We start from the raw sequence: 18966 nt of genomic DNA on the forward strand, positions 1-18966 counted from the left end.
GGCCTTTCACACCATCAACGAAACGACCGCCAAAAACGGCGGCGACGGGAGGAAACCATGACCTATTCTTCGAAGATCGCCCTGATGGCGACCACGGCTACGGCCGTTCTGTTCACGGGCGCCGCCATGGCGCAGGAGGCCTTGCCGGCGGAACCGGCGCAGGTGGACGAGATCGTCGTCGTCGGCACCAACATCAAGGGCGCGCGCACAACCGCCGCCTTGCCGGTGGTCGTCGCCGACCGCGACCAGATCGAGGCGACGGGGGCCACCACCGGCGACGAACTGTTGCGCACCATTCCCCAGATGGGCGACGTGCTGTTCGATTCCGCCAATAATCCGCAGACCTCGAACTCGGCGCGCGGAGACGTCAATTCGGTGAACCTGCGCTCTCTGGGCGTCGGCAACACGCTTGTGTTGCTGAACGGCCGACGCCTGGTCCAGCACCCGACCAGCCAGGGCACCTCGGACACCGGCACCGTGCCGGTGCTGAGCTACAACTCCAACGCCATTCCCGTGGCGGGGCTGGAACGCCTGGAGGTTCTGCTGGACGGGGCAGCCGCCATCTATGGGGCGGACGCGGTGGCGGGCGTGGTCAACACCGTTTTGCGCGACGACATCGACGGCCTGTCCTTCAGCGCCCGCTATGGCGGCGCCGAGGCAACCCGGATGCGCGACACCGAGCTTAATCTGTTCGCCGGCAAGACGTTCGAGCGGGGCAATGTCTCGCTGTTCGCCAACTATGCCGAGCGCACGGCCCTCTGGGCGTCGGATCAGGACTACACCCGCTCCGACGATTTGCGGCCCCTGTTCGCGGACTTTCCCGATTTCGCCAACGTCCAGTCTCTGGATGGCCGGTCCTCGCACACGCCGTGGGCGCGCCTGTCGGTCGGGTCGCGCGCCGTGATACGCGCGAACGGCGTCAGCCTGACCAACAGCACCGGCGCCTTCCACTATCAGCCGTCCAGCTATGGGTGTCCGGTGAGCGTCGGAAACGACGTCTGCCTGGCCAGCGGCAATCTGAACTTCAACGGCGCGAACCGCGAGATGCGTTACGACACGCGCTATGAGACCACCGTGCGTCCCTCGGTGCAGCGCGGGAATCTGTTCCTGACCGGACGCTACAACCTGACGCCGGACATCGAAGCGTTCGGGGAACTGGGCTATTACACCGCTCACAGCCGCGCGGTTCAGCCGCCGGCGGTGAACCTGAATCAGATCTGGATTCCGGCCAGCAACTATTACAACCCCTTTGGGCCGGTGCGCTTCGCGGACGGGTCGCTGAACCCGAACCGCCTGCCGGGCCTGACGAATGTGCCGACCGGGGGACTGCCGATCCTGATGACCAACTATCGCTTCGTCGATGTCGGTTTCCAGGTGGTCAAGGTCGACAACTATCAAGCCCGCGCGCTGGGCGGGCTGCGCGGCGAATGGCGCGGCTTCAACTGGGAGACAGCCCTGCTGTATTCCGAGGCCGAGGCCAAGGACATCTCGCCCAACGTCAATATGACGGCGCTCCAGCGTCAGCTGGCCTTGTCCACGCCCGACGCCTACAACCCGTTCGGCGGCGGCTGCGCGGCCACACCGTCTTATGGGGACTGCCTGCCCAGCTCTCAGATCGCCGCCGACGCCGTTCGCCTCGACTTGCGCCGGGTTTCCAAGACCACCCTGACGCTGGCCGACTTCAAACTGTCTCGGGGAGACCTGTTCCAACTGCCGGGTGGGCCGGTCGGCATGGCCTTTGGCCTGGAGGCGCGCCGCGAGACCCAGAAGGACGACCGCGACGCCAATGTGGACGGGACCTTCACCTTCACCGACCTGGTGACGGGCGAAACCAACCTCTCCAACGTCTCCGCCGTTAGCCCGAACCCCGACACCTCCGGCAGCCGCGAGGTCTTTTCGACCTATGTCGAGTTCGCCGTGCCGCTGGTGTCGCCGGAGATGAACATCCCGCTGGTTCAGAGCGTGGATGTGCAGCTGGCGGGCCGGTACGAGCACTATTCGGACTTCGGTTCCGTGGCCAAGCCCAAGATCGCAGTCGCTTGGGACGTCGTGCCTGGCGTTCGCGTGCGCGGCTCCTATTCGGAAGGCTTCCGCGCGCCGAACCTGGAGCAGACCAACGCCACCCAATATGGCCGTCTGGCCAGTGGCGTCGACTACATCCGCTGCGAGGCGGACCTGAGGACCGGGCGGATCACGACCTTCGCCGCCTGCGCCCAGAACCTTTCGAGCGCTCAGTTGCTGGTGGCCGGAAACCCGGACCTGAAGCCCGAGGAAAGCACCAACAGTTCGTATGGTCTGGTGCTGCAACCGTCGTTCATTCCGGAACGGTTCGGCGACTTCACCTTCACCATCGACCGCTGGCGGATCGAACAGGAGAAGATCGTGGGCCTGCTGGGCGCCCAGACAGCCCTGGCGCTGGACTATCTGGAGGGGGTCGGCGGCGGCGCCAATCCTCTGGTCAACCGGCGAGCGCCGACGCCCGAGGACATTCTGCTGTTCCAGGGCACGGGCCTGACGCCGGTGGGGGAGGTGGTGTCGATCAACGATCGCTTCATCAATCTGCAGCCCCAGACCGTCGCGGGGCTGGACGTGTCGATGAACTGGTCACTGCGCCGCACGCGCTACGGCACCTTCATCGTCAATGTGAACGGCTCCAAACTGGAGAAATTCACGCGCGATCCAGGCGATGTCGTCAATCAGTTGTACGCCGCCCGCGCGGTCGGGACGATCAACGCCGGGACCAGCCTGCCGGATTCTTCGCAACTGATCGGGCAGAACGGCCGGCCGGAATGGCGGGTGAACGCCAGCCTGACCTGGCGAAAGGGGCCCTGGCGCGCCGGGGCGTCCAGCCAGTACATCAGCGCCTTCGACCAACCCAGTCTGCTGAGCAGCGCCAACACCCCCTGGGAGGTGGACAGCCGCAGCACCATCAACGCCTATGTCGATTACGAATTCCCCGACGAGACCCGGGTGCGCGTCGGCGGCCGCGACCTGACCGATCGGGGGCCGCCACTGGCCGACGGCGGCTATCGTGGCGCGGTATACAGCCCGTGGGGACGGTATTGGTACATCAACGTCTCCAAGACGTTCTGACGGGGAGGGGACGGCGATGAAAACGCACCATCACTTGAAGGTCTGGTTTGTATCGGCCGCGGCCTGTTTTTTGGCGCCCGTCGCGGTCTTTGCTCAGGATGGGGGGGTGGCGTCCGCCGCATCGCCGGCCCCGTCGCCTTCGTCGTCTCCGACACCCGCCGCCTGTCCCGACTTTCTGCCGCAGAAGACACGTTGCTGGTCGGGACGTGGCGTGCGCGGCGACTATTACTGGATCGCCGTGCCGGATCGGTGGAACGGGACCTTGGTGGTTCACGCCCATGGCGGCCCGCGCACCGGCGCCCCCCAGCCCGACGACCCGTTGGACGACCTGAATCGTTTCGCCATGACGGTGAGGGAGGGCTACGCCTGGGCGGGCTCTACCTATCGGCGTGGAGGCTATGGCGTGCGGATGGCGGCCGAAGACACCGATACCCTTCGCCAGCTGTTCTGGGACAGCTTCGGCCGGCCGCGCCGCACCCTTTTGCACGGTCAATCGTGGGGCGGAAACGTCGCGGCCAAGGCGGCCGAGCTCTACGCCCGCGACGCCGAGGGCAAGGTGGTCTGGGACGGGGTCGTCCTGACCAGCGGCGTGCTGGCCGGCGGGACCAGGGCTTATGGATTCCGCGCCGATCTGCGGGCCGTCTATCAGTATGTCTGCCACAACCATCCCGCTCCGGACGAGCCGCAGTATCCTCTGTGGCAGGGCTTGCCGGAGGGGTCGCGCATGACCCGCGCCGATCTGGCCGAACGGGTCAGGACCTGCACCGGCGTCGGCCTGCCCGAGGCGCAGCGCACGCCCGTGCAGAAGCGGAACTTGGCCGACATCCTGGCCGTGACGGGTGTGGAGGAGGACGAACTTGTCGCCCACCTGGCCTGGGGCACCTTCCTGTTCCGCGACATGGTTCAACGCCGTCTGGACGGGTTGAACCCCTTCTCCAACATCGACCGGGTCTATGCCGGATCGCACGACGATGCGGCCCTGAACGCCGGAGTTCAGCGGTTCGCCGCCGATCCTATGGGCGTGGCGCGCCTGGCCTATGACGCCGACTTGTCCGGCCTGATCGTCGCCCCGACCCTGACGATCCACGGCAAGGCGGACCCCACCGCCTTTGTCGGCAACGAGGCCGTTTATCGCGACCAGGTCGCCGCCGCCGGCCGGTCGGAGCTCCTGGTTCAGACCTTCACCGACGAGCGCAGCCACAGCGCCCTTCACGCGCCTGAATATGTCGCCTTGTTCCAGGCGATGTCGGCCTGGCTGGACGAGGGACGCAAGCCCACGGCCGCCTCTGTCGCCGCTCTCTGCGAAACCGCTAAGGCTCGCTATGGTCAGGCGTGCGCCTTCGACGTCGATTTCAAGCCCTAGGGTTTGTTCAACACCCAGCCCGTCGTCCTCACCCCCGTCGATGACGGCCTTCCGATCGGGCGTGCTGGGGCGATGGTGCCGGCTGCAGGGATCGAACCCGCGACATCCAGTTTACAAAACTGGCGCTCTACCAACTGAGCTAAGCCGGCCCAGGCGGGGCGGAAGGCGGCCGTTATGACCATCCGCCGCCGACGATGCAAGACGGCGATGCGGGTTCGCTCGGTATCCGCCGTGTCAGCCGGCGAAGACGCCCAGATGCTCCAGCAGGATGCCGACGCCCACGCCGATCAGGGCCAGGCCGCCCACGAACTCGGCCTTCTTGCCGAAGCGACGGCCCACCGACTTGCCGATCAGCATGCCGACGGTCGTCAGGACGAAGGTGGTGAAGCCGATCGAGGCGGCGATGATCCAGATGTTGGCGCCGATGAAAGCCAGCCCCACGCCCACGGCGGCGGCGTCGATGCTGGTGCCGAGGGCGGTGGCGATCAGGGCCCAAGGGCCGGCGCGACTCGGTGCGGCGTCCTGGCCCTCTTCGACAGGCTTGCAGGCTTCCCAGATCATCTTGCCGCCAACGACGGTCAGCAGGGCGAAGGCGATCCAGTGGTCGATCTGCGACACCAGGCCGGCGGCTACAAAGCCCAGACCCCAGCCGATCAGAGGGGTGATGGCCTCGATCACCCCGAACACCAGACCGGCCTTGATGGCGCCCGAGACGCTGGGCCTGTGCGCCGCGCCGCGCCCCACGGCCGCCGCGAAGGCGTCGGTGGACATGCTGAGAGACAGGACGGCGATGGCTCCTGGGGTCATGACGATACTCCACCGGGCGGGCGCGCAACGCATTCCATGCCTGCCGGTGCGACAGTGGAACGCGCTGGTCTCGCTAGGCGGACATCCGCTGGCCGGACCACGCGCCCGAAAGCGCGAGTGTGTTGACCCGACCCCGGCTGATACGCGCCGGAAGCTACTCCCCAACAGGAAGCGGGCGACTTACACGCCCACGCCCCAGCTTGGCAAGGGCGGGCGCGAAGGGGGGATGATCAGGTTGACGATCAGGGTGACGGGGCCGCCATTTGAACCAATTGCGGCGATCGGCGGTTAGCGTCCCGAACCTTCAAAGAATGGGACCGGAATGGCGGGTCGAAATCTGACGGACGTGGCGATCACACCCCTGCACAGGCTGCTGCTGGCCTTTCCCGTGGCCCTGTTTCCGGCCGCCTTGGTCGCGGACATCGCCTATCTGCGGACGGCCGAGATGCAGTGGTCCAACTTCTCGGCCTGGATGATCGCCGGCGCGCTTGTCTTTGCGGGCCTGGCCGGCCTGTTCTCCATCGCCGGCCTGGTGATGGCGGTGCGGCGTGGGCAGGCGCGGTGGGCGACCCTACACCTGGTGACGCTGACGGCCGCCTGGGTTCTGGGGCTGATCAACGCCTTTAAGCACAGTCAGGACGCCTGGAGCTCGGTCGGGGTCTTTGGCCTGATGCTGTCGGTCCTGTGCGCCATCCTGATCCTTGTCGCGGGCTGGACCGCCTATATGTCGCGGGAGAACGTCCGATGACCCACAGTAGCCTAATCGGCGCCAGCGTCGCCACCTTGGCCGTCTCCCTGATCGTCGCCTCGTGCAGCGGGCGCAGCGATGCCAAACTGAACCAGACAGGGGCTTCGCCGGACCTGCCCCAGGTGAACGAGAGCCTGGTCCCGGCGATGAAGATCAGCCCGCCCGCCGGCTGGAACGGCGAACGGCCGACGGTCCCGCAGGGGTTCACGATCTCGGCCTTTGCAACCGACCTGAAGATACCCCGCCAGATGCTGGTCCTGCCCAACGGGGACGTGCTGGTCGCCGAAGGGCGCGGCGGCGGCGCCCCCGCCTTGCGGCCCAAGGACGTGATCGCCGGGGTCATCAAGAAGCAGGGCAACACCAAGATCAAGGGCGGCGACCGCATCACCCTGCTGCGCGACGCCGACAACGACGGCGTGCCCGAGCTGCGGACCGTTTTGATCGACAAGCTGAACGCTCCCTACGGGCTGGCCTGGGTCGACGGCTATCTTTATGTGGCCGAGCAGGACGCACTGGTCCGCTTCCCGTTCCAGCCGGGTCAGACCGGGGTTTCGGTCCCGGCGCAGCGAGTGACGGCCCTGCCGTCGCGGATCAACCACCACTGGACCAAGGCCCTGACGGCCAGCGCCGATGGGACCAAACTGTATGTCGGCATCGGCTCCAACTCCAACGTCGGCGAGCGCGGCCTGGCGGTTGAGGAAGAGCGGGCCGTGGTGTGGGAGATCGACCGGGCCACGGGCGCGCGGCGCACCATCGCCACGGGCATCCGCAACCCGACGGCCTTGGCCATAGAGCCCAGCACCCGCCTGTTGTGGTCGGTGGTCAACGAGCGCGACGAGCTGGGGCCGCAACTAGTCCCCGACTATCTGACCCAGGTGCGTGACGGCGGCTTCTACGGTTGGCCCTACAGCTACTGGGGCCAGAACCTGGACCCCCGCGTCATGCCGCAGAAGCCCGATCTGGTCGCCCGCGCCCTGAAGCCCGACTACGCCCTGGGCTCCCACGTCGCGGCCCTGGGCCTGGACTTCGTGCGCGACGGCGGCTTTGGCGGCGCCTTCTCCAACGGGGCCTTCATCGGCATGCACGGCAGCTGGAACCGTCAGGATCCGTCGGGCTACAAGGTCGTATGGGTTCCGTTCGACGGGGGCCGCCCGGCGGGCCAGCCGGTCGACTTCGCCACCGGCTTCCTGAAGGACGGCAAGGCGCGCGGCCGGCCGGTCGGCGTGGCCTTCGATCCGGGCCGGCGCGTGCTGTTCGTCGCCGACGACCTGTCGAACGCCGTCTGGCGCATCGCCCCGGCGCGTTAGGCGTCAGATCAAGAGGGCGGTTTAGATTGCTGAACTATCAGCCTATTTCGCCAAGAAGGCGGATGGCGGAGAGGGTGGGATTCGAACCCACGGTACCCTTCCAGGCACGCCGCATTTCGAGTGCGGTACATTCGACCACTCTGCCACCTCTCCGCGGCGCCGATATCGCTTGGTCGATCGAGCGGCTTCTCTAATCGGAGCCGGGACGCATCGCAAGCGGTCAGTGAAAGAAATCTGACGCTAGCGTTGCGCGGGCAGGGACAGGCCGGGGGCGGCGCCGGTCTGGGGGTCCATGCCCTTGAAGCGGAACAACTCTGCGGGGCGGCCGCCGGTGGCCGAGGCGGTTTGGCCGGTGGGTTCGACCAGGCCGGTGCGCTCCACCCCCCGGCGGAAGTTCTGCTTGTGAAGGGTCAGGCCCGAGACGGCCTCGGCGGCGGCCTGAAGGGTCGAGAGGGTGAAGAGGCCGGGCATCAGGTCGAACAGGACCGGGCGGTACTTGAGCTTGCTGCGCAGACGGCCCAGGCCCGTGGCCAGGATGCGGCGGTGGTCGGCGCCCATCACCAGGCCGGGGGCCAGCAGGGGCGGCGGGAGCAGGCCGGCGTCGCGCCACGCCTCGGCCACCAGGCGAGCCTCGTAGAGCAGCTCGTAGCGCTCCAGCACACGTTCCTCGTTCCAGCGATGCTCGGGCGTCAGGGCGAACAGGGCGCGGGCGCGGGCTAGGCGGCGGTCGTCGTCGCCGGCCCAGGCGTTCAGGCCGTCGGCCAGCAGGGCGACCAGCGCTGCGTTCTCGCCGCGGCGATCCTCCCAGGGAAAGACGTCGAAGACGGCGCGCCAGCGGGCGTCGTGGGTCTGGCCCTCGGCCGAATCGGGGGTCAGGGCCAGATAGCCGATGGAGACGTCGCGGGGGCGGTCGCCCTCGGGCGCGGCGCGCGGCACGGCGCGGCCCGCGTCGCCGAAGGTGTAGAGCTGTTCGACGAAGCCCAGGCGAAAGCCCGTCTGGGCCGTGACGAAGTCCCGAAGAGCCCGCTCGAAGGTGCGGTCGCGCAAGGGGTCGAACGGGCCGAAGGGCAGCAGGGTGTCGCCGTTCTCGGCTCGGGTGGTCAGGACGACCGCCTGGCGGTCCTTCAACGCCATGACGACGACCGACAGGCCGATGCGAACACCCTGATCGCCCGGCTGAGCCATGGCTATTCGGTGTGCCAGGCGTCGTCGGAGGGCAGGAGGCCGACCGCCTGGGCCAACACCTGATAGCGCTCCAGATAGCGGGCCTGGGCGATCGAGGCGGGCTGGGGCTCTATCGTCAGGCTGTAGCCCTGGGGCGGGGCGCCGAAGAAGCCCAGGGACTCCTTTTCGGTGAAACCGGCCAGTTGGGTGGCCTCGAAGAAGGCGCTGGCCTTGTCCGCCTTCTTGATCAGGGTCTTGATCGTCTGCGGCGTCTTGGGCGGCAGGCCGTAGCGGACGTGGATGGCGGCCTCCAGCCTGGCCTCGAAATCCTTGTAGCCCGAACCCAAGGCGGCCTTGAACGGCGAGATCATGTCGCCGATGACATATTCCGAGGCGTCGTGCAGCAAGGCGGCGAGGCGCCATTTGGGATCGAGGCCCGGCCTGATGTGGGCGGCGATCTCCTCGACCACGACGCTGTGCTGGGCGACGGAGAAGGCGTGTTCGCCGATGGTCTGGCCGTTCCAGCGGGCCACGCGGGCCAGGCCGTGGGCGATGTCCTCGATCTCGATGTCGAAGGGGGAGGGGTCGAGCAGGTCTAGACGGCGGCCGGACAACATGCGCTGCCAGGCGCGGACTTCGGTTTTATTCTTGGGGCGCTCGGCCAAGGCGTTCGTATCCTGATCGCTTACGGGCTGGTCAGGTGGCGCAAAGACGCGCCGGGATCAAGCGACGCGGGCCGGAGAGGGATCGGAAAGTGGAGTCCAAACAGTCCAAACAGTCCAAACAGTCCAAACAGTCCGAACAGTCCGAACAGTCCGAACAATCCGCCAGAGAAAGCCGCGCGGTCCTTTGAGCGGCCCGGGCGGGAGCTTGGCGATGAGAAAGACCAGGCCGCCGAGCCGGATCGTTTCAGGCGGAATCGCCTAGCGATCGCTCCTCAACGGATCAGGCTGCAAGGATACACGCCTTTTCAGGGGTGGGCGCACAATGGCGTAATGGCAGGCCAAGCCTTTGGAACAAAACGGCGCGATACGCGCCCCGGCGTCAGTCGCCGACGTTCACGGACACCAGCGCCTTGGCGGATTCGAAGACGCTGTCTTCGTTGCGGTCCTTGGACCGGATGGTGGCGACGACCAGGGGGCCGCCTTCGGGGCCGCGCGCCTCGAAGCCCACGCGACGCCAGCCGGCGGCGGAGGGCTGATCGTCGGCGATGAAATAGGTCATGCGGGTGGCCGCGCCCGGCGCGCGGGCGCGCACGCGGGTGGAGGGGCCGTTGTTGTCCACGCTGACGCTGCTGGTCTCGGTGCGGACGCCCTGACCGTCCTTGGCCTGGATGTTGATGCCGCCGATGCGGACATTGGCGTTGTCGCCCTGGGTTTCTATTCGGAGGCCGGGCAGGCGCACGGAAGCGTCGTCGCCCTTGGTGCGAATGTCCACGCCCGGCCCCTGGACTACGGCCTGGTCCCCGCCTGCGGAGGCGTCCGACGGAGGAGACGGAGGAGACGGGGGATGAGGGGGCTTCAGCCGGGCGTCGGCCTGGGGCAGGTTGGCGGCCATCTGCGCCTCGAAATCCTTGAGCACGGCGTCGGGTGCGCGGCCGTCCAGCTTGACCAGGTGCAGGATCACCTCCGCCCCTTTCGGCCCGCCATAGACGCAGCTGGCGCCGCCATTGGCGGCCAGACCCTTGCGTGTCAGCACCCCGACGGCGTCGGGGCATTGCAGCGCGTCGATGACCCGCAGCACCCCCTTGCCCGCCCCGTCGTCCGAGGTGGAGGTAGTGATGCGGAACGACTTTTCGCCGTCGCAAGCGCCAAGGCCCGCGACGAGCAGCAGCGGCAGCAGAAACGGACGCATGATCTGACCTTTCGTTATCGCCATGATGCGCCCTAAACCGCAGGGTTCCAGTGAAATCGCGTTAAGGCGCCGGCCGCGGTTCAGCCGCCGGGCCGCGACCCCTCGCGCCGGTTCAGGAAGGCCAGGCGTTCGAACAGATGCACATCCTGCTCGTTCTTCAGCAGGGCGCCGTGCAGGGCCGGGATCACCTTGTTGGGCGTCTTCTCGCGCAGGGTCTCGGCGTCGATGTCCTCGACCAGCAGCAGCTTCAACCAGTCCAGAAGTTCGGAGGTGGAGGGCTTCTTCTTCAGGCCCGGCGTGTCGCGGATTTCATAGAAGGTCTTCAGGGCTTCGGACACCAGGCGCGGCTTGATGCTGGGGAAGTGGACCGCGACGATGGCGGCCAGGGTGTCGGCGTCGGGGAAGCGGATGTAGTGGAAGAAGCAGCGGCGCAGGAAGGCGTCCGGCAGCTCCTTTTCGTTGTTGGAGGTGATGATGACGATAGGGCGCACCTCGGCGCGGATCGTCTCGTCCGTCTCCTGGACGTAGAACTCCATCCGATCGAGTTCCTGCAGCAGGTCGTTGGGGAACTCGATGTCGGCCTTGTCGATCTCGTCGATCAGCAGGACGGGGCGCACGGGGGCGGTGAAAGCCTCCCACAGCTTGCCCTTCTTCAGGTAGTTGCGGACGTCGTGGACGCGCGCCTCGCCCAGCTGGCTGTCGCGCAGTCGGCTGACGGCGTCGTACTCGTAAAGGCCATTGTGAGCCTTGGTCGTCGATTTGACATGCCAGGTGATCAGGGGCGCGTCGAAGGCCCTGGCGATCTCATAGGCCAGGACGGTCTTGCCTGTGCCCGGCTCGCCCTTGATGAGCAGCGGCCTTTCAAGAGCGACCGCGGCGTTGACCGCCACCTTCAGGTCGCTGGCGGCGATGTAGTTTTCCGTGCCCTCGAACCGGCTCATGGCATCCGCTCCCGCATCACTGTGTCGATCAGCGCGTAGCGGATTGAAACGGGCCTGAACAGCCGGGCCTGAACAGCCGAGCCTGAACAGCGGCCTGGACCTCGATCAGGTGATGCGTTTGGGCGAGACGGGGTCGCTGGCGGGGAAGGTTTCTTCCAACCCCTCGTCCACCAGGGCTTCCTGGCGGTTCTCGCTTTCGTCGCGTTTGTGCAGTTGGTCGGGCTTGCCGTCCTCGGGCGGGCAACGGACGGCGTGGGGATCGTCGGGGGTCTGATCGCGGCGGCGGTCTTCGGTCATGGCGTTCGCTCCTTCAAGGGCGGTGGGCAAGGATCAATTGGAGGGACGGTCGGCATCGTCGTCGGCGTCGGCGTCCGGGCCGTAGCCCAGGTCGGCGATGTCGTCGTCGGACAGGCGCTTGGCCTCCCAGTGGGCGGCGCTGGCCTGGGCGCCCCGGACGTTTCGCATCAGGCCGGTATAGACCAGCTCCACCTCGTCGGGGGCTTCCTGGGGCGCGCCGTCGGCGTCCGACTGGCTGACGCGGGCGGCGTCGGCGCCCAGTATGGCGTCGGCCTCGCGCTCGATGCCGTCCAGAGCCATCCGGTCGTCCAGGTCGATGTCGTCTTCGTCGAAGGCGTCCTCTTCGGCGTCGCCGTCGGCCTGGGTCACGTCCAGAACCTGATCGGCTTCGTCCAGTAGCAGGTCGCCGTCGCCTTCGTCGTCGATGTGGGTTTCGTCGAAGGTTTCCGACTGGGCCTGGTCGTCCTGATAATCGTTGTCCGGCATGGGCGTCTCCTGTTGTCGATGAGAACGCCGCCTGCCCGGCGGCGTTCCGCACAGGGAGAACGGCAGACAAGGGATGGTTAACCCCTGACGCCTTAGGATGGGCCTTATCGGCGACAGGTCGGCAAGGCGCCGCCCGCCCCGCTTGGAGAACGGTCGTCCATGGCCCTGAAGCTGTCCCTCAAGCCCGGCGAGAAGTTCGTCCTGAACGGGGCGGTGGTCCAGAACGGCGACCGGCGCGGGGTGCTGATCCTGCAGAACCGCGCCAGCGTCCTGCGCGAAAAGGACATCATGCAGGCCGAGGAAGTGACTACGCCCGCACGGCGCATCTATTTCCCGATCATGATGATGTATCTGGACGAGAGCAGCGCCTCGAAATTCTACGACGAACTGGCGCTGCGACTGTCGGAGTTCATGGCGGCGATCAAGAACCCCGAAATCCTGTCGGAGTGCGTCGCGGCGTCGCGCCATGTGCTGGCCCGCGAATACTACAAGGCGCTGATGTCGGCGCGTAAGATCGTCGAATACGAAGAGAGAGTTCTGAATGCCGCTTCAGGCGTACAAGGCAGCGACAGCGCGGGCTGAAACCCCGCGCGACCTGGAGTACCGACTGTTCGGCCAGGTCACGCGCGCGTTGGTTCAGGCCTCCGAAACCCCCGGGAACGACCTGGCCGCGCGCATCGACGCGCTGGACTGGAACCGGCGGCTGTGGTCGACCCTGGCCGGAGCCTGTTCGGACCCGTCCAATGCGCTGGCGGCGCCCATGCGCGCGCAGATCATCTCGCTGAGCCTGTTCGTCAATCGCCATTCCTCGGCGGTGATGCGCGGCGAGGAAAGCTTTCAGGACCTGATCGACATCAACCGGATGATCATGCAGGGCCTGGCGGGGGCGCAGACGGCGGCCTGAGGTCAAGGTTCAATCGACATTCAGCCTACTGATTGAACCTATCCGAACAGTCGACCGAACCAGACCGCGACGTGGTGTGCCGCTTCGACCACCGTGGCCCAGACCAGCAAGAGATAGAGCACGCACGCGGCGGTGGCGACCACGCCCAGCAGGATGGCCACGCCGTCGCGCTGCATCATGCCCAGCGAAAACAGCAAAAGCGCGATCCCCGGCAGGGCGTCGCCGAAGGGGATGGGCAGGGCCATGGTCAGGGCCAGGAAGACGCAGACCAGGCCGGTCACGGTGTCGGCGGCCTCGCCGGTCAGATAGGGGAGACGCGGGCGGCTGAGCCGCTCGATGGCGCGCACCATGCTAAGGACGCTGGTTCCCCGCCGCCGCCGCCGCACGGCGCGCCGCACCGCATTGGTGAAGCCGTAGGTGCGGCCGGCCAGGCGGACACGGGCGCCCTGGACCCATCGTCGCAGCCAGTTCGGGGCGGCGATGGGCGACAGGATCAGGGCCTTGTAAGCCTGGCGCGACACGGCCGTGTTCAGCATCCAGCGGGGCAGCCAGACGCTGGTGCGCTGAAAGGCCAGCTCCAGCGCCATCAGTATGATCGGAACGGCGAACACCGCCTTGCCGCCCGGCGGCCAGGGCAGCAGCGCCAGGAGCGACAGGATCAGGAGCATGGCGCCGAAGCCGCGCTCTCCGAAGGCGGCGACCAGTTCCTCCATGCTCAGCTTGTCGCCGGGGGCGTCGCCAAGGTCCTCCAGGACGTCGGAAAACCGCCTCAGGTCATCGTTCGGAGCAGAGAGGGCGGTCATCAGGCGGGGGCGCTCGGCGGGGATATCGGGTCCATCTAGTCGGTCGCCGCCCGCGCCGCCACTTACAGATCGGCAACAGATTCAGATAATTCGACGCGGAACGCCGCGCCGCCTCAGCTTCCCAGCAGTTCGCGGCCGATCAGGAAGCGGCGGATCTCGTTGGTGCCGGCGCCGATGTCGTAGAGTTTGGCGTCGCGCACCAGGCGTTCGACCGGCCATTCCTTGGTGTAGCCGGCGCCGCCCAGGGCCTGAACGGCCTCCAGCGTGACCTTCACGGCGTTCTCCGACGCGAGCAGGATGGCACCGGCGGCGTCATAGCGCGTGGTCAGGCCCTGATCGCAGGCGCGCGCGACCGCATACACATAGGCGCGGGCCGAGTTCAGGGCGACGTACATATCGGCCACCTTGCCCTGCATCAGCTGGAACGAGCCGATGGCCTTGCCGAACTGCTTGCGGTCGCGGACGTAGGGCAGGACCACGTCCAGAGCGGCCTGCATGATGCCCAGGGGACCGGCCGACAGGACCGCGCGTTCGTAGTCCAGCCCGCTCATGAGGACCGCTGCGCCGCGCCCTTCGCCGCCCATGACGTTCTCTTGCGGGACCTCGCAGTCCTCGAACACCAGTTCGGCCGTGTCGGAGCCGCGCATGCCCATCTTGTCCAGCTTCTTGGAGACGCTGAAGCCCTTCATGCCCTTTTCGATCAGGAAGGCGGTGACGCCGCCGTTGCCCTCTCCCGTGCGGGCGTAAACCACCAGGGTTTCGGCGTGGGGGGCGTTGGTGATCCAGAACTTGGTCCCGTTCAGGACGTAGCGGTCGCCCTTCTTCTCGGCGCGGGTGCGCATGGACATGACGTCGGAGCCGGAGCCGGCCTCCGACATGGCCAGGGAGCCGACATGTTCGCCCGAGATCAGCCGGGGCAGGTATTTCGTCTTCTGCTCGGGCGTGCCCCAGCGTCGGATCTGGTTGACGCACAGGTTGGAGTGGGCGCCGTAGGACAGGCCGATCGAGGCGGAGGCTCTGGAGACCTCCTCCATCGCCACGACATGTTCCAGATAGCCCAGGCCCAGGCCGCCGAACTCTTCCTCCACGGTGATTCCATGCAGGCCCAACTCGCCCATCTCGGGCCAGAGGTCGCGGGCGAATTCGTTCCTGGCGTCGATTTCGGCGGCGCGCGGAGCCAGGCGTTCGGCGGCCCAGCGGGCGGTCGTGTCGCGTATGGCGTCTGCGGTCTCGCCGAGACCGAATTCCATGGATTGGGGCGCGAAGGGAATGCTCATGCGCGATGGCGTAGCATCGCGCACGGCGTTTCGCAAAGCGTGGCTAAGGGCGGTCGGGCCGGCCCCAACGCTGATAGAGGTTGTAGCCCGAGACGCCGATGCAGGCAGCCGCCAGGACGATCAGGACCCAGCCGATCAGGGTGGAATCGCCGCCGGGGGCGACCGAGGCCCGGACGAAGGCGGCCATGGCCGCGCCGACCGCCAGCATCCCCAGGGCCCCCAGCACCAGGATGGTGGCCAGATCGACCCAGGAGCCCTTGGCCCTGCGGACGGGGGCCTTGCGACGGGCGGGCAGGGGCGCGGCGGGGAGCTGCGCCTGTTCGGGATCCGCAGCGGCCTCGGCCTCCGGGGCCGGTTCGGCGCCGTTCGCGGCCGTGAGCGGGACCTCGGCCGCATCAACCGTGGCCGTGGCGGCGTCGGTGGCTTCGGGGAAGGGGGCGACGTCCTGATCCAGCAGGGCCGAGACGGCCGTGTCGTCGGTGGACGTTTCGGGCGCGGCCTCGACGAAGGGCGAGGGCAGGGGGGCGGCCAGAAGGTCTGCCAGGGTGACGGCGACGCCGGGGGCGGCGTTGAACAGGGCGTGCTCGGCCGAGCGGCGGCGCGTCGGCTTGCGGGCGGCGCCCGCGTCGTCCCATTCGGCCATGGCGGCGACGGCGCGGGCCGGGTCGCCGGCGTTCAGATGCGCCACCACCTCGGAGGCGCGGAACGGCTCGATTCCGATGGAGTAGGCGAAGCTGACCAGGGCGTCGAACTGATGCGGGTTCAGGGAGACGCGCGCCGCTTCGCTGACGGCCTTCACGACGGGGATCAGGTCATATTGGAGCAGAAGCTCGGCCTCGGCTTCCGAAACGGTCGCGCCCTCGCGCGCGGACAGGGTGTGGCCGTAGCCAATGACCCAGACGCCGTCTTCGCGCCGAACGGCCCGGGGGCGAAAGCCCTCGAAGCTCTTGATCAGCACGACCCCCTCGCGGGAGACCTTCGCAGGCTTATGCACGTCGTCGGACACGTTTGACCCAATTCGAAACAGGCGCGGCGCCCTTGCGCGAGTCCGAGCAAGGGATGCGCCGTATCGACGGCCGGTGTGGCTAGAGCAAGACCACAGTGGCCAGGCCGAGGAAGATCAGGAAGCCGAAGAAGTCGGTGGTGGCCGTGACGAAGACGGCCGAGGACACGGCGGGGTCGAACTTCAGCTTGGACAGGGTCAGAGGCGTCAGCACGCCGATACAGGCCGCGACCAAGAGGTTCAGGATCATGGCCGCGCCGATGACCAGGCCGATCTTCCAGTCCTCGTCCCGGAACCACAGGCCGGCGGCGACGCCGATCAGGGGCGCAAGGATCAGGCCGTTGGCCAGGCCCACGACCAGTTCGCGCAAGAAGGTGCGCGTGGCGTTGGCCGAGTTCAGTTCGCGCGTCGCCAGCGCCCGCACGGTGACGGTCAGGGACTGGGTGCCCGCATTGCCGCCGATGGCGGAGACGATGGGCATCAGGACGGCCAGGGCGACGATCTGCTGGATGGTGGCCTCGAACAGGCCGATGACGCTGGCGCCCAGGGCCGCCGTCGCCAGGTTGATCGCCAGCCACGGCACCCGGCCACGCACGATCTCGGGCACGGACGAGCCCCGATCCTCGTCGGAGACGCCGGCCAGGCGCAGGATGTCCTCGCGGTTCTCTTCCTGAATGATGTTGACGATGTCGTCGACGGTGATCTGGCCCACCAGTCGGCCGGCCGCGTCCACCACGGGCGCCGAGATCAGGTGGTATTTCTCGAAGATGTAGGCGACCTCTTCCTGGTCCTGATCGACGGCGATCTCATTGACCGGCTCCATCAGATCGGACAGGGCGGCGGTGCGCGACGCGCGCAGCAGTGCGCTGACCGACAGGCCGCCGACGGGACGGTTCAGCGGATCGACCACATAGATGTCGAAGAACAGCTCGGGCAGGTCGTCGCCCTGTTTGCGGATGTGGTCGATGGTGTCGCCCACGCTCCAGAACTGGGGCGCGGCCATCACCTCGCGCTGCATCAGACGGCCGGCGGACTCTTCTGCATAGCCCAGGCTGCTTTCGATGGCGGCGCGGTCCACCTCGGGCATGGCGGCCAGGACGCGCTCGCGCTGATCGTCCTCCAGGTCCTCGACGACGGCGGCGGCGTCGTCGGAATCCAGTTCCTGCAGCGCTTCGGCCAATGTGCCGTGCGGCACGCGCTCCAGCACCTCCTCGCGGATGTTGTCGTCCAGCTCCGGCAGGGTTTCGGCCAGAAGCTCGGGCGGCAGCCACAGCACGACGACGGCGCGGTGTTCGGCCGTCAGGAAGCCCATCAGGTCGGCGACGTCCGCCGGGTGCAGGTCTTCCAGCAGCGAGCGCAGCCGCATCCCGTCGCCGTCGTCGGCGGCGTCCACGACCTTTTCGACGAATTGAGGGGTGAGGACATAGTCCTCGTCCAGGGCGGCGTGATCTTCGATGTCAGGCGCTTCGGCTGGCGCGAAGGCGTGGTCCGTGTTGGTCACGTTGTCGCCCCCCTTGGTAGAATGTCCAGCCGTAGTTAGCCGATGAATCGCCCTGTTTAGCCAGATGGTGCGGTCGAGAAGACTCGAACTTCCACGGGTTGCCCCACAGCGACCTCAACGCTGCGCGTCTACCAATTCCGCCACGACCGCTCGCATCGGAGCGGCGGCGAATAGCGGAGTGCGCTGGAAAAGGAAAGCGGGAAGTGAGCGGCGAGGGGCGAGTGGCGCGCGGCGAGGAAAAGGCGAGCGGCCCACACGCCTTTTCGGGCGGCGATCAGCGTGGCGAGACCCAGGGAGCGCCCCCGCCGTTCGCCGATCAGGTCAGGCGGAACCCGCCATGAAGTCATAGACGTTGGCGGCGCGCGTCACGGTGATGGCGATGCGGTCGTCGCGAATCTCGATCTCGCCGCGCGCGACGGGATGGTTGTTGGCCAGAATCCAGACTTCTTCGCCCTCTGCGGCGTCCAGGGCGATCACCGCGCCGCGCCCCATGCGCAGCAGTTGCGACATCGGCAGCACCGACCGGCCCAGAACCACGGAAATTTCGACATCGACGGCGTTTATCTGCGGCACGGAAACTCTCTTCGCCAAGGGCCGTCCCTTGCGGAAACGACCTGCGTTGCACATTGAAGCGTCATGCTTGCTGAGCCGTTAAGCCCCGCCCTGGAAAAATTGCGTCTGGATGACGGTCGGCCGGTCGAATGGGCCGTATCGACCGGATATGTCGATTACGCCGCCGCCGAAGCCTTCATGGATGCGCGGGTCGCCGCCATCGCGGCGGGCGAGGCGGCCGAGATGGTCTGGTTGCTGGAGCATCCGGCGCTCTACACCGCCGGGGTGTCGGCCAGGGACGAGGACCTGCTGGATGCGGGGCGATTCCCCGTCCATCGCACCGGGCGCGGGGGGCAGTTCACCTATCACGGGCCCGGCCAGCGCGTGGCCTACGTCATGCTGGACCTGAACCGGCGGGGCCGCGACGTGCGCTGCTTCGTGCGCGGGCTGGAGCTGTGGGTGATCGGGGCGCTGGATCGGTTCGGGGTGGAGGCCGACGTGCGGCCCGGCCGGGTCGGCGTCTGGGTCGAACGCAAGGGGGCCGGCTGGTCGCGCGAGGACAAGATCGCCGCCATCGGGGTGAAGGTCCGCAAATGGGTCAGCTTCCACGGAATCAGCCTGAACGTTGAGCCGGACCTGGATCATTTCAGCGGCATCGTGCCCTGCGGCATTCAGGAACACGGCGTCACCAGCCTGGTCGATCTGGGCGTGCTGGCGACGATGGACGAGGCGGACGACGCCCTGCGCGCCAGCTTCGACCGGCTGTTCGGTGCGGTCGTGAAGGCGTCGCCGCCGCTGTGAGACGTGCGACAATCGGGTGAAATCGCCCCAGCGCCCTTGGCAAGGCGCGGATGCATAAGGTTTAA

19 protein-coding genes and 3 tRNA genes are annotated in these 18966 nt (G+C 67.4%); 7 read left to right on the forward strand and 15 right to left on the reverse strand.

Annotated features, from left to right (window positions below; genetic code table 11):
• The first annotated feature begins 57 nt into the window (after window positions 1–57).
• A complete protein-coding gene (locus QE389_RS01540; protein ID WP_307363995.1) occupies window positions 58–3093 on the forward strand; it encodes a TonB-dependent siderophore receptor in 3036 nt (1011 codons plus the stop codon).
• A gap of 211 nt (window positions 3094–3304) precedes the next feature.
• Window positions 3305–4456, forward strand: coding sequence for a hypothetical protein (locus QE389_RS01545; RefSeq protein WP_307363997.1), 1152 nt, complete (start codon window positions 3305–3307; stop codon window positions 4454–4456).
• A gap of 73 nt (window positions 4457–4529) precedes the next feature.
• Here QE389_RS01545 and QE389_RS01550 read toward each other — a convergent pair.
• Both QE389_RS01550 and QE389_RS01555 read right to left on the reverse strand, forming a co-directional pair.
• Window positions 4530–4605 (reverse strand) — tRNA-Thr (locus QE389_RS01550).
• Between the two features lie 85 nt (window positions 4606–4690).
• Entirely contained in the window at window positions 4691–5263 is a 573-nt protein-coding gene (locus QE389_RS01555) for a manganese efflux pump MntP family protein (RefSeq protein ID WP_307363999.1), read from the reverse strand.
• Window positions 5264–5585: 322 nt separating this feature from the next.
• Here QE389_RS01555 and QE389_RS01560 point away from each other — a divergent pair, with 322 nt between their 5' ends.
• Complete coding sequence (locus QE389_RS01560) at window positions 5586–6011, forward strand: DUF2231 domain-containing protein (protein WP_307364001.1); 426 nt, start codon at window positions 5586–5588, stop codon at window positions 6009–6011.
• Window positions 6008–7318: a sorbosone dehydrogenase family protein gene (locus tag QE389_RS01565; protein WP_307364004.1), complete on the forward strand. Its 1311-nt coding sequence runs from the start codon at window positions 6008–6010 to the stop codon at window positions 7316–7318. The genes QE389_RS01560 and QE389_RS01565 overlap by 4 nt, the downstream gene beginning before the upstream one ends.
• A gap of 63 nt (window positions 7319–7381) precedes the next feature.
• Here QE389_RS01565 and QE389_RS01570 read toward each other — a convergent pair.
• The 7 genes from QE389_RS01570 to QE389_RS01600 all read right to left on the reverse strand — a co-directional run bounded on the left by QE389_RS01570 (window position 7382) and on the right by QE389_RS01600 (window position 12060).
• Window positions 7382–7471: transfer RNA gene (locus QE389_RS01570), tRNA-Ser, on the reverse strand.
• 87 nt (window positions 7472–7558) lie between these two features.
• Complete coding sequence (locus QE389_RS01575; protein ID WP_307364007.1) at window positions 7559–8503, reverse strand: NAD regulator; 945 nt, start codon at window positions 8501–8503, stop codon at window positions 7559–7561.
• 2 nt (window positions 8504–8505) lie between these two features.
• Window positions 8506–9099 carry an HD family hydrolase gene (locus tag QE389_RS01580; RefSeq protein WP_307368851.1) on the reverse strand — a complete coding sequence of 198 codons (594 nt, stop codon included), beginning with the start codon at window positions 9097–9099 and terminating at the stop codon, window positions 8506–8508.
• A gap of 427 nt (window positions 9100–9526) precedes the next feature.
• Window positions 9527–10336 carry a methyltransferase type 11 gene (locus QE389_RS01585; protein ID WP_307364009.1) on the reverse strand — a complete coding sequence of 270 codons (810 nt, stop codon included), beginning with the start codon at window positions 10334–10336 and terminating at the stop codon, window positions 9527–9529.
• Between the two features lie 80 nt (window positions 10337–10416).
• Window positions 10417–11277 (reverse strand): MoxR family ATPase, encoded by an 861-nt coding sequence (locus QE389_RS01590; RefSeq protein ID WP_307364011.1) that lies wholly within the window; start codon window positions 11275–11277, stop codon window positions 10417–10419.
• A 105-nt stretch (window positions 11278–11382) separates the two neighbouring features.
• Window positions 11383–11574 carry a hypothetical protein gene (locus QE389_RS01595; RefSeq protein WP_307364013.1) on the reverse strand — a complete coding sequence of 64 codons (192 nt, stop codon included), beginning with the start codon at window positions 11572–11574 and terminating at the stop codon, window positions 11383–11385.
• Window positions 11575–11607: 33 nt separating this feature from the next.
• Window positions 11608–12060: a hypothetical protein gene (locus QE389_RS01600; RefSeq protein ID WP_307364015.1), complete on the reverse strand. Its 453-nt coding sequence runs from the start codon at window positions 12058–12060 to the stop codon at window positions 11608–11610.
• Window positions 12061–12219: 159 nt separating this feature from the next.
• On the opposite strand from QE389_RS01600, the gene flbT reads away from it, so the two are divergent.
• Both flbT and flaF read left to right on the forward strand, forming a co-directional pair.
• Entirely contained in the window at window positions 12220–12642 is a 423-nt protein-coding gene (gene flbT, locus QE389_RS01605) for a flagellar biosynthesis repressor FlbT (protein ID WP_307364016.1), read from the forward strand.
• A complete protein-coding gene (gene flaF, locus QE389_RS01610; RefSeq protein ID WP_307364018.1) occupies window positions 12602–12964 on the forward strand; it encodes a flagellar biosynthesis regulator FlaF in 363 nt (120 codons plus the stop codon). The genes flbT and flaF overlap by 41 nt, the downstream gene beginning before the upstream one ends.
• A 38-nt stretch (window positions 12965–13002) precedes the next feature.
• Here flaF and QE389_RS01615 read toward each other — a convergent pair whose 3' ends face one another.
• The 6 genes from QE389_RS01615 to QE389_RS01640 all read right to left on the reverse strand — a co-directional run bounded on the left by QE389_RS01615 (window position 13003) and on the right by QE389_RS01640 (window position 18121).
• On the reverse strand, window positions 13003–13767 hold the full coding sequence (locus tag QE389_RS01615; protein ID WP_307364020.1) for an exopolysaccharide biosynthesis protein: 765 nt from the start codon (window positions 13765–13767) through the stop codon (window positions 13003–13005).
• A 113-nt stretch (window positions 13768–13880) separates the two neighbouring features.
• Window positions 13881–15044 (reverse strand): isovaleryl-CoA dehydrogenase, encoded by a 1164-nt coding sequence (locus QE389_RS01620; RefSeq protein WP_307364022.1) that lies wholly within the window; start codon window positions 15042–15044, stop codon window positions 13881–13883.
• 43 nt (window positions 15045–15087) lie between these two features.
• A complete protein-coding gene (locus QE389_RS01625) occupies window positions 15088–16050 on the reverse strand; it encodes a lysozyme (protein ID WP_307364024.1) in 963 nt (320 codons plus the stop codon).
• A 79-nt stretch (window positions 16051–16129) separates the two neighbouring features.
• Window positions 16130–17548 (reverse strand): magnesium transporter, encoded by a 1419-nt coding sequence (mgtE, locus tag QE389_RS01630; protein ID WP_307364027.1) that lies wholly within the window; start codon window positions 17546–17548, stop codon window positions 16130–16132.
• A 65-nt stretch (window positions 17549–17613) separates the two neighbouring features.
• Window positions 17614–17698 (reverse strand) — tRNA-Leu (locus tag QE389_RS01635).
• Between the two features lie 171 nt (window positions 17699–17869).
• Window positions 17870–18121: a FliM/FliN family flagellar motor switch protein gene (locus QE389_RS01640; protein ID WP_307364029.1), complete on the reverse strand. Its 252-nt coding sequence runs from the start codon at window positions 18119–18121 to the stop codon at window positions 17870–17872.
• A 63-nt stretch (window positions 18122–18184) separates the two neighbouring features.
• On the opposite strand from QE389_RS01640, the gene lipB reads away from it, so the two are divergent.
• Entirely contained in the window at window positions 18185–18901 is a 717-nt protein-coding gene (gene lipB, locus QE389_RS01645; RefSeq protein WP_307364031.1) for a lipoyl(octanoyl) transferase LipB, read from the forward strand.
• Window positions 18902–18966: the final 65 nt, after the last annotated feature.

Source organism: Brevundimonas sp. SORGH_AS_0993, assembly GCF_030818545.1.
GTDB lineage: Bacteria > Pseudomonadota > Alphaproteobacteria > Caulobacterales > Caulobacteraceae > Brevundimonas.

Bases quoted from the DNA above. Each gene is read 5' to 3' on its own strand.
- QE389_RS01540 (WP_307363995.1), top strand. From the start codon at position 58: ATGACCTATTCTTCGAAGATCGCCCTGATGGCGACCACGGCTACGGCC.
- QE389_RS01555 (WP_307363999.1), bottom strand. From the start codon at position 5,263: ATGACCCCAGGAGCCATCGCCGTCCTGTCTCTCAGCATGTCCACCGAC.
- QE389_RS01560 (WP_307364001.1), top strand. From the start codon at position 5,586: ATGGCGGGTCGAAATCTGACGGACGTGGCGATCACACCCCTGCACAGG.
- QE389_RS01565 (WP_307364004.1), top strand. From the start codon at position 6,008: ATGACCCACAGTAGCCTAATCGGCGCCAGCGTCGCCACCTTGGCCGTC.
- QE389_RS01575 (WP_307364007.1), bottom strand. From the start codon at position 8,503: ATGGCTCAGCCGGGCGATCAGGGTGTTCGCATCGGCCTGTCGGTCGTC.
- QE389_RS01580 (WP_307368851.1), bottom strand. From the start codon at position 9,099: ATGTTGTCCGGCCGCCGTCTAGACCTGCTCGACCCCTCCCCCTTCGAC.
- QE389_RS01585 (WP_307364009.1), bottom strand. From the start codon at position 10,336: ATGCGTCCGTTTCTGCTGCCGCTGCTGCTCGTCGCGGGCCTTGGCGCT.
- QE389_RS01590 (WP_307364011.1), bottom strand. From the start codon at position 11,277: ATGAGCCGGTTCGAGGGCACGGAAAACTACATCGCCGCCAGCGACCTG.
- QE389_RS01595 (WP_307364013.1), bottom strand. From the start codon at position 11,574: ATGACCGAAGACCGCCGCCGCGATCAGACCCCCGACGATCCCCACGCC.
- QE389_RS01600 (WP_307364015.1), bottom strand. From the start codon at position 12,060: ATGCCGGACAACGATTATCAGGACGACCAGGCCCAGTCGGAAACCTTC.
- flbT (WP_307364016.1), top strand. From the start codon at position 12,220: ATGGCCCTGAAGCTGTCCCTCAAGCCCGGCGAGAAGTTCGTCCTGAAC.
- flaF (WP_307364018.1), top strand. From the start codon at position 12,602: ATGCCGCTTCAGGCGTACAAGGCAGCGACAGCGCGGGCTGAAACCCCG.
- QE389_RS01615 (WP_307364020.1), bottom strand. From the start codon at position 13,767: ATGACCGCCCTCTCTGCTCCGAACGATGACCTGAGGCGGTTTTCCGAC.
- QE389_RS01620 (WP_307364022.1), bottom strand. From the start codon at position 15,044: ATGAGCATTCCCTTCGCGCCCCAATCCATGGAATTCGGTCTCGGCGAG.
- lipB (WP_307364031.1), top strand. From the start codon at position 18,185: ATGCTTGCTGAGCCGTTAAGCCCCGCCCTGGAAAAATTGCGTCTGGAT.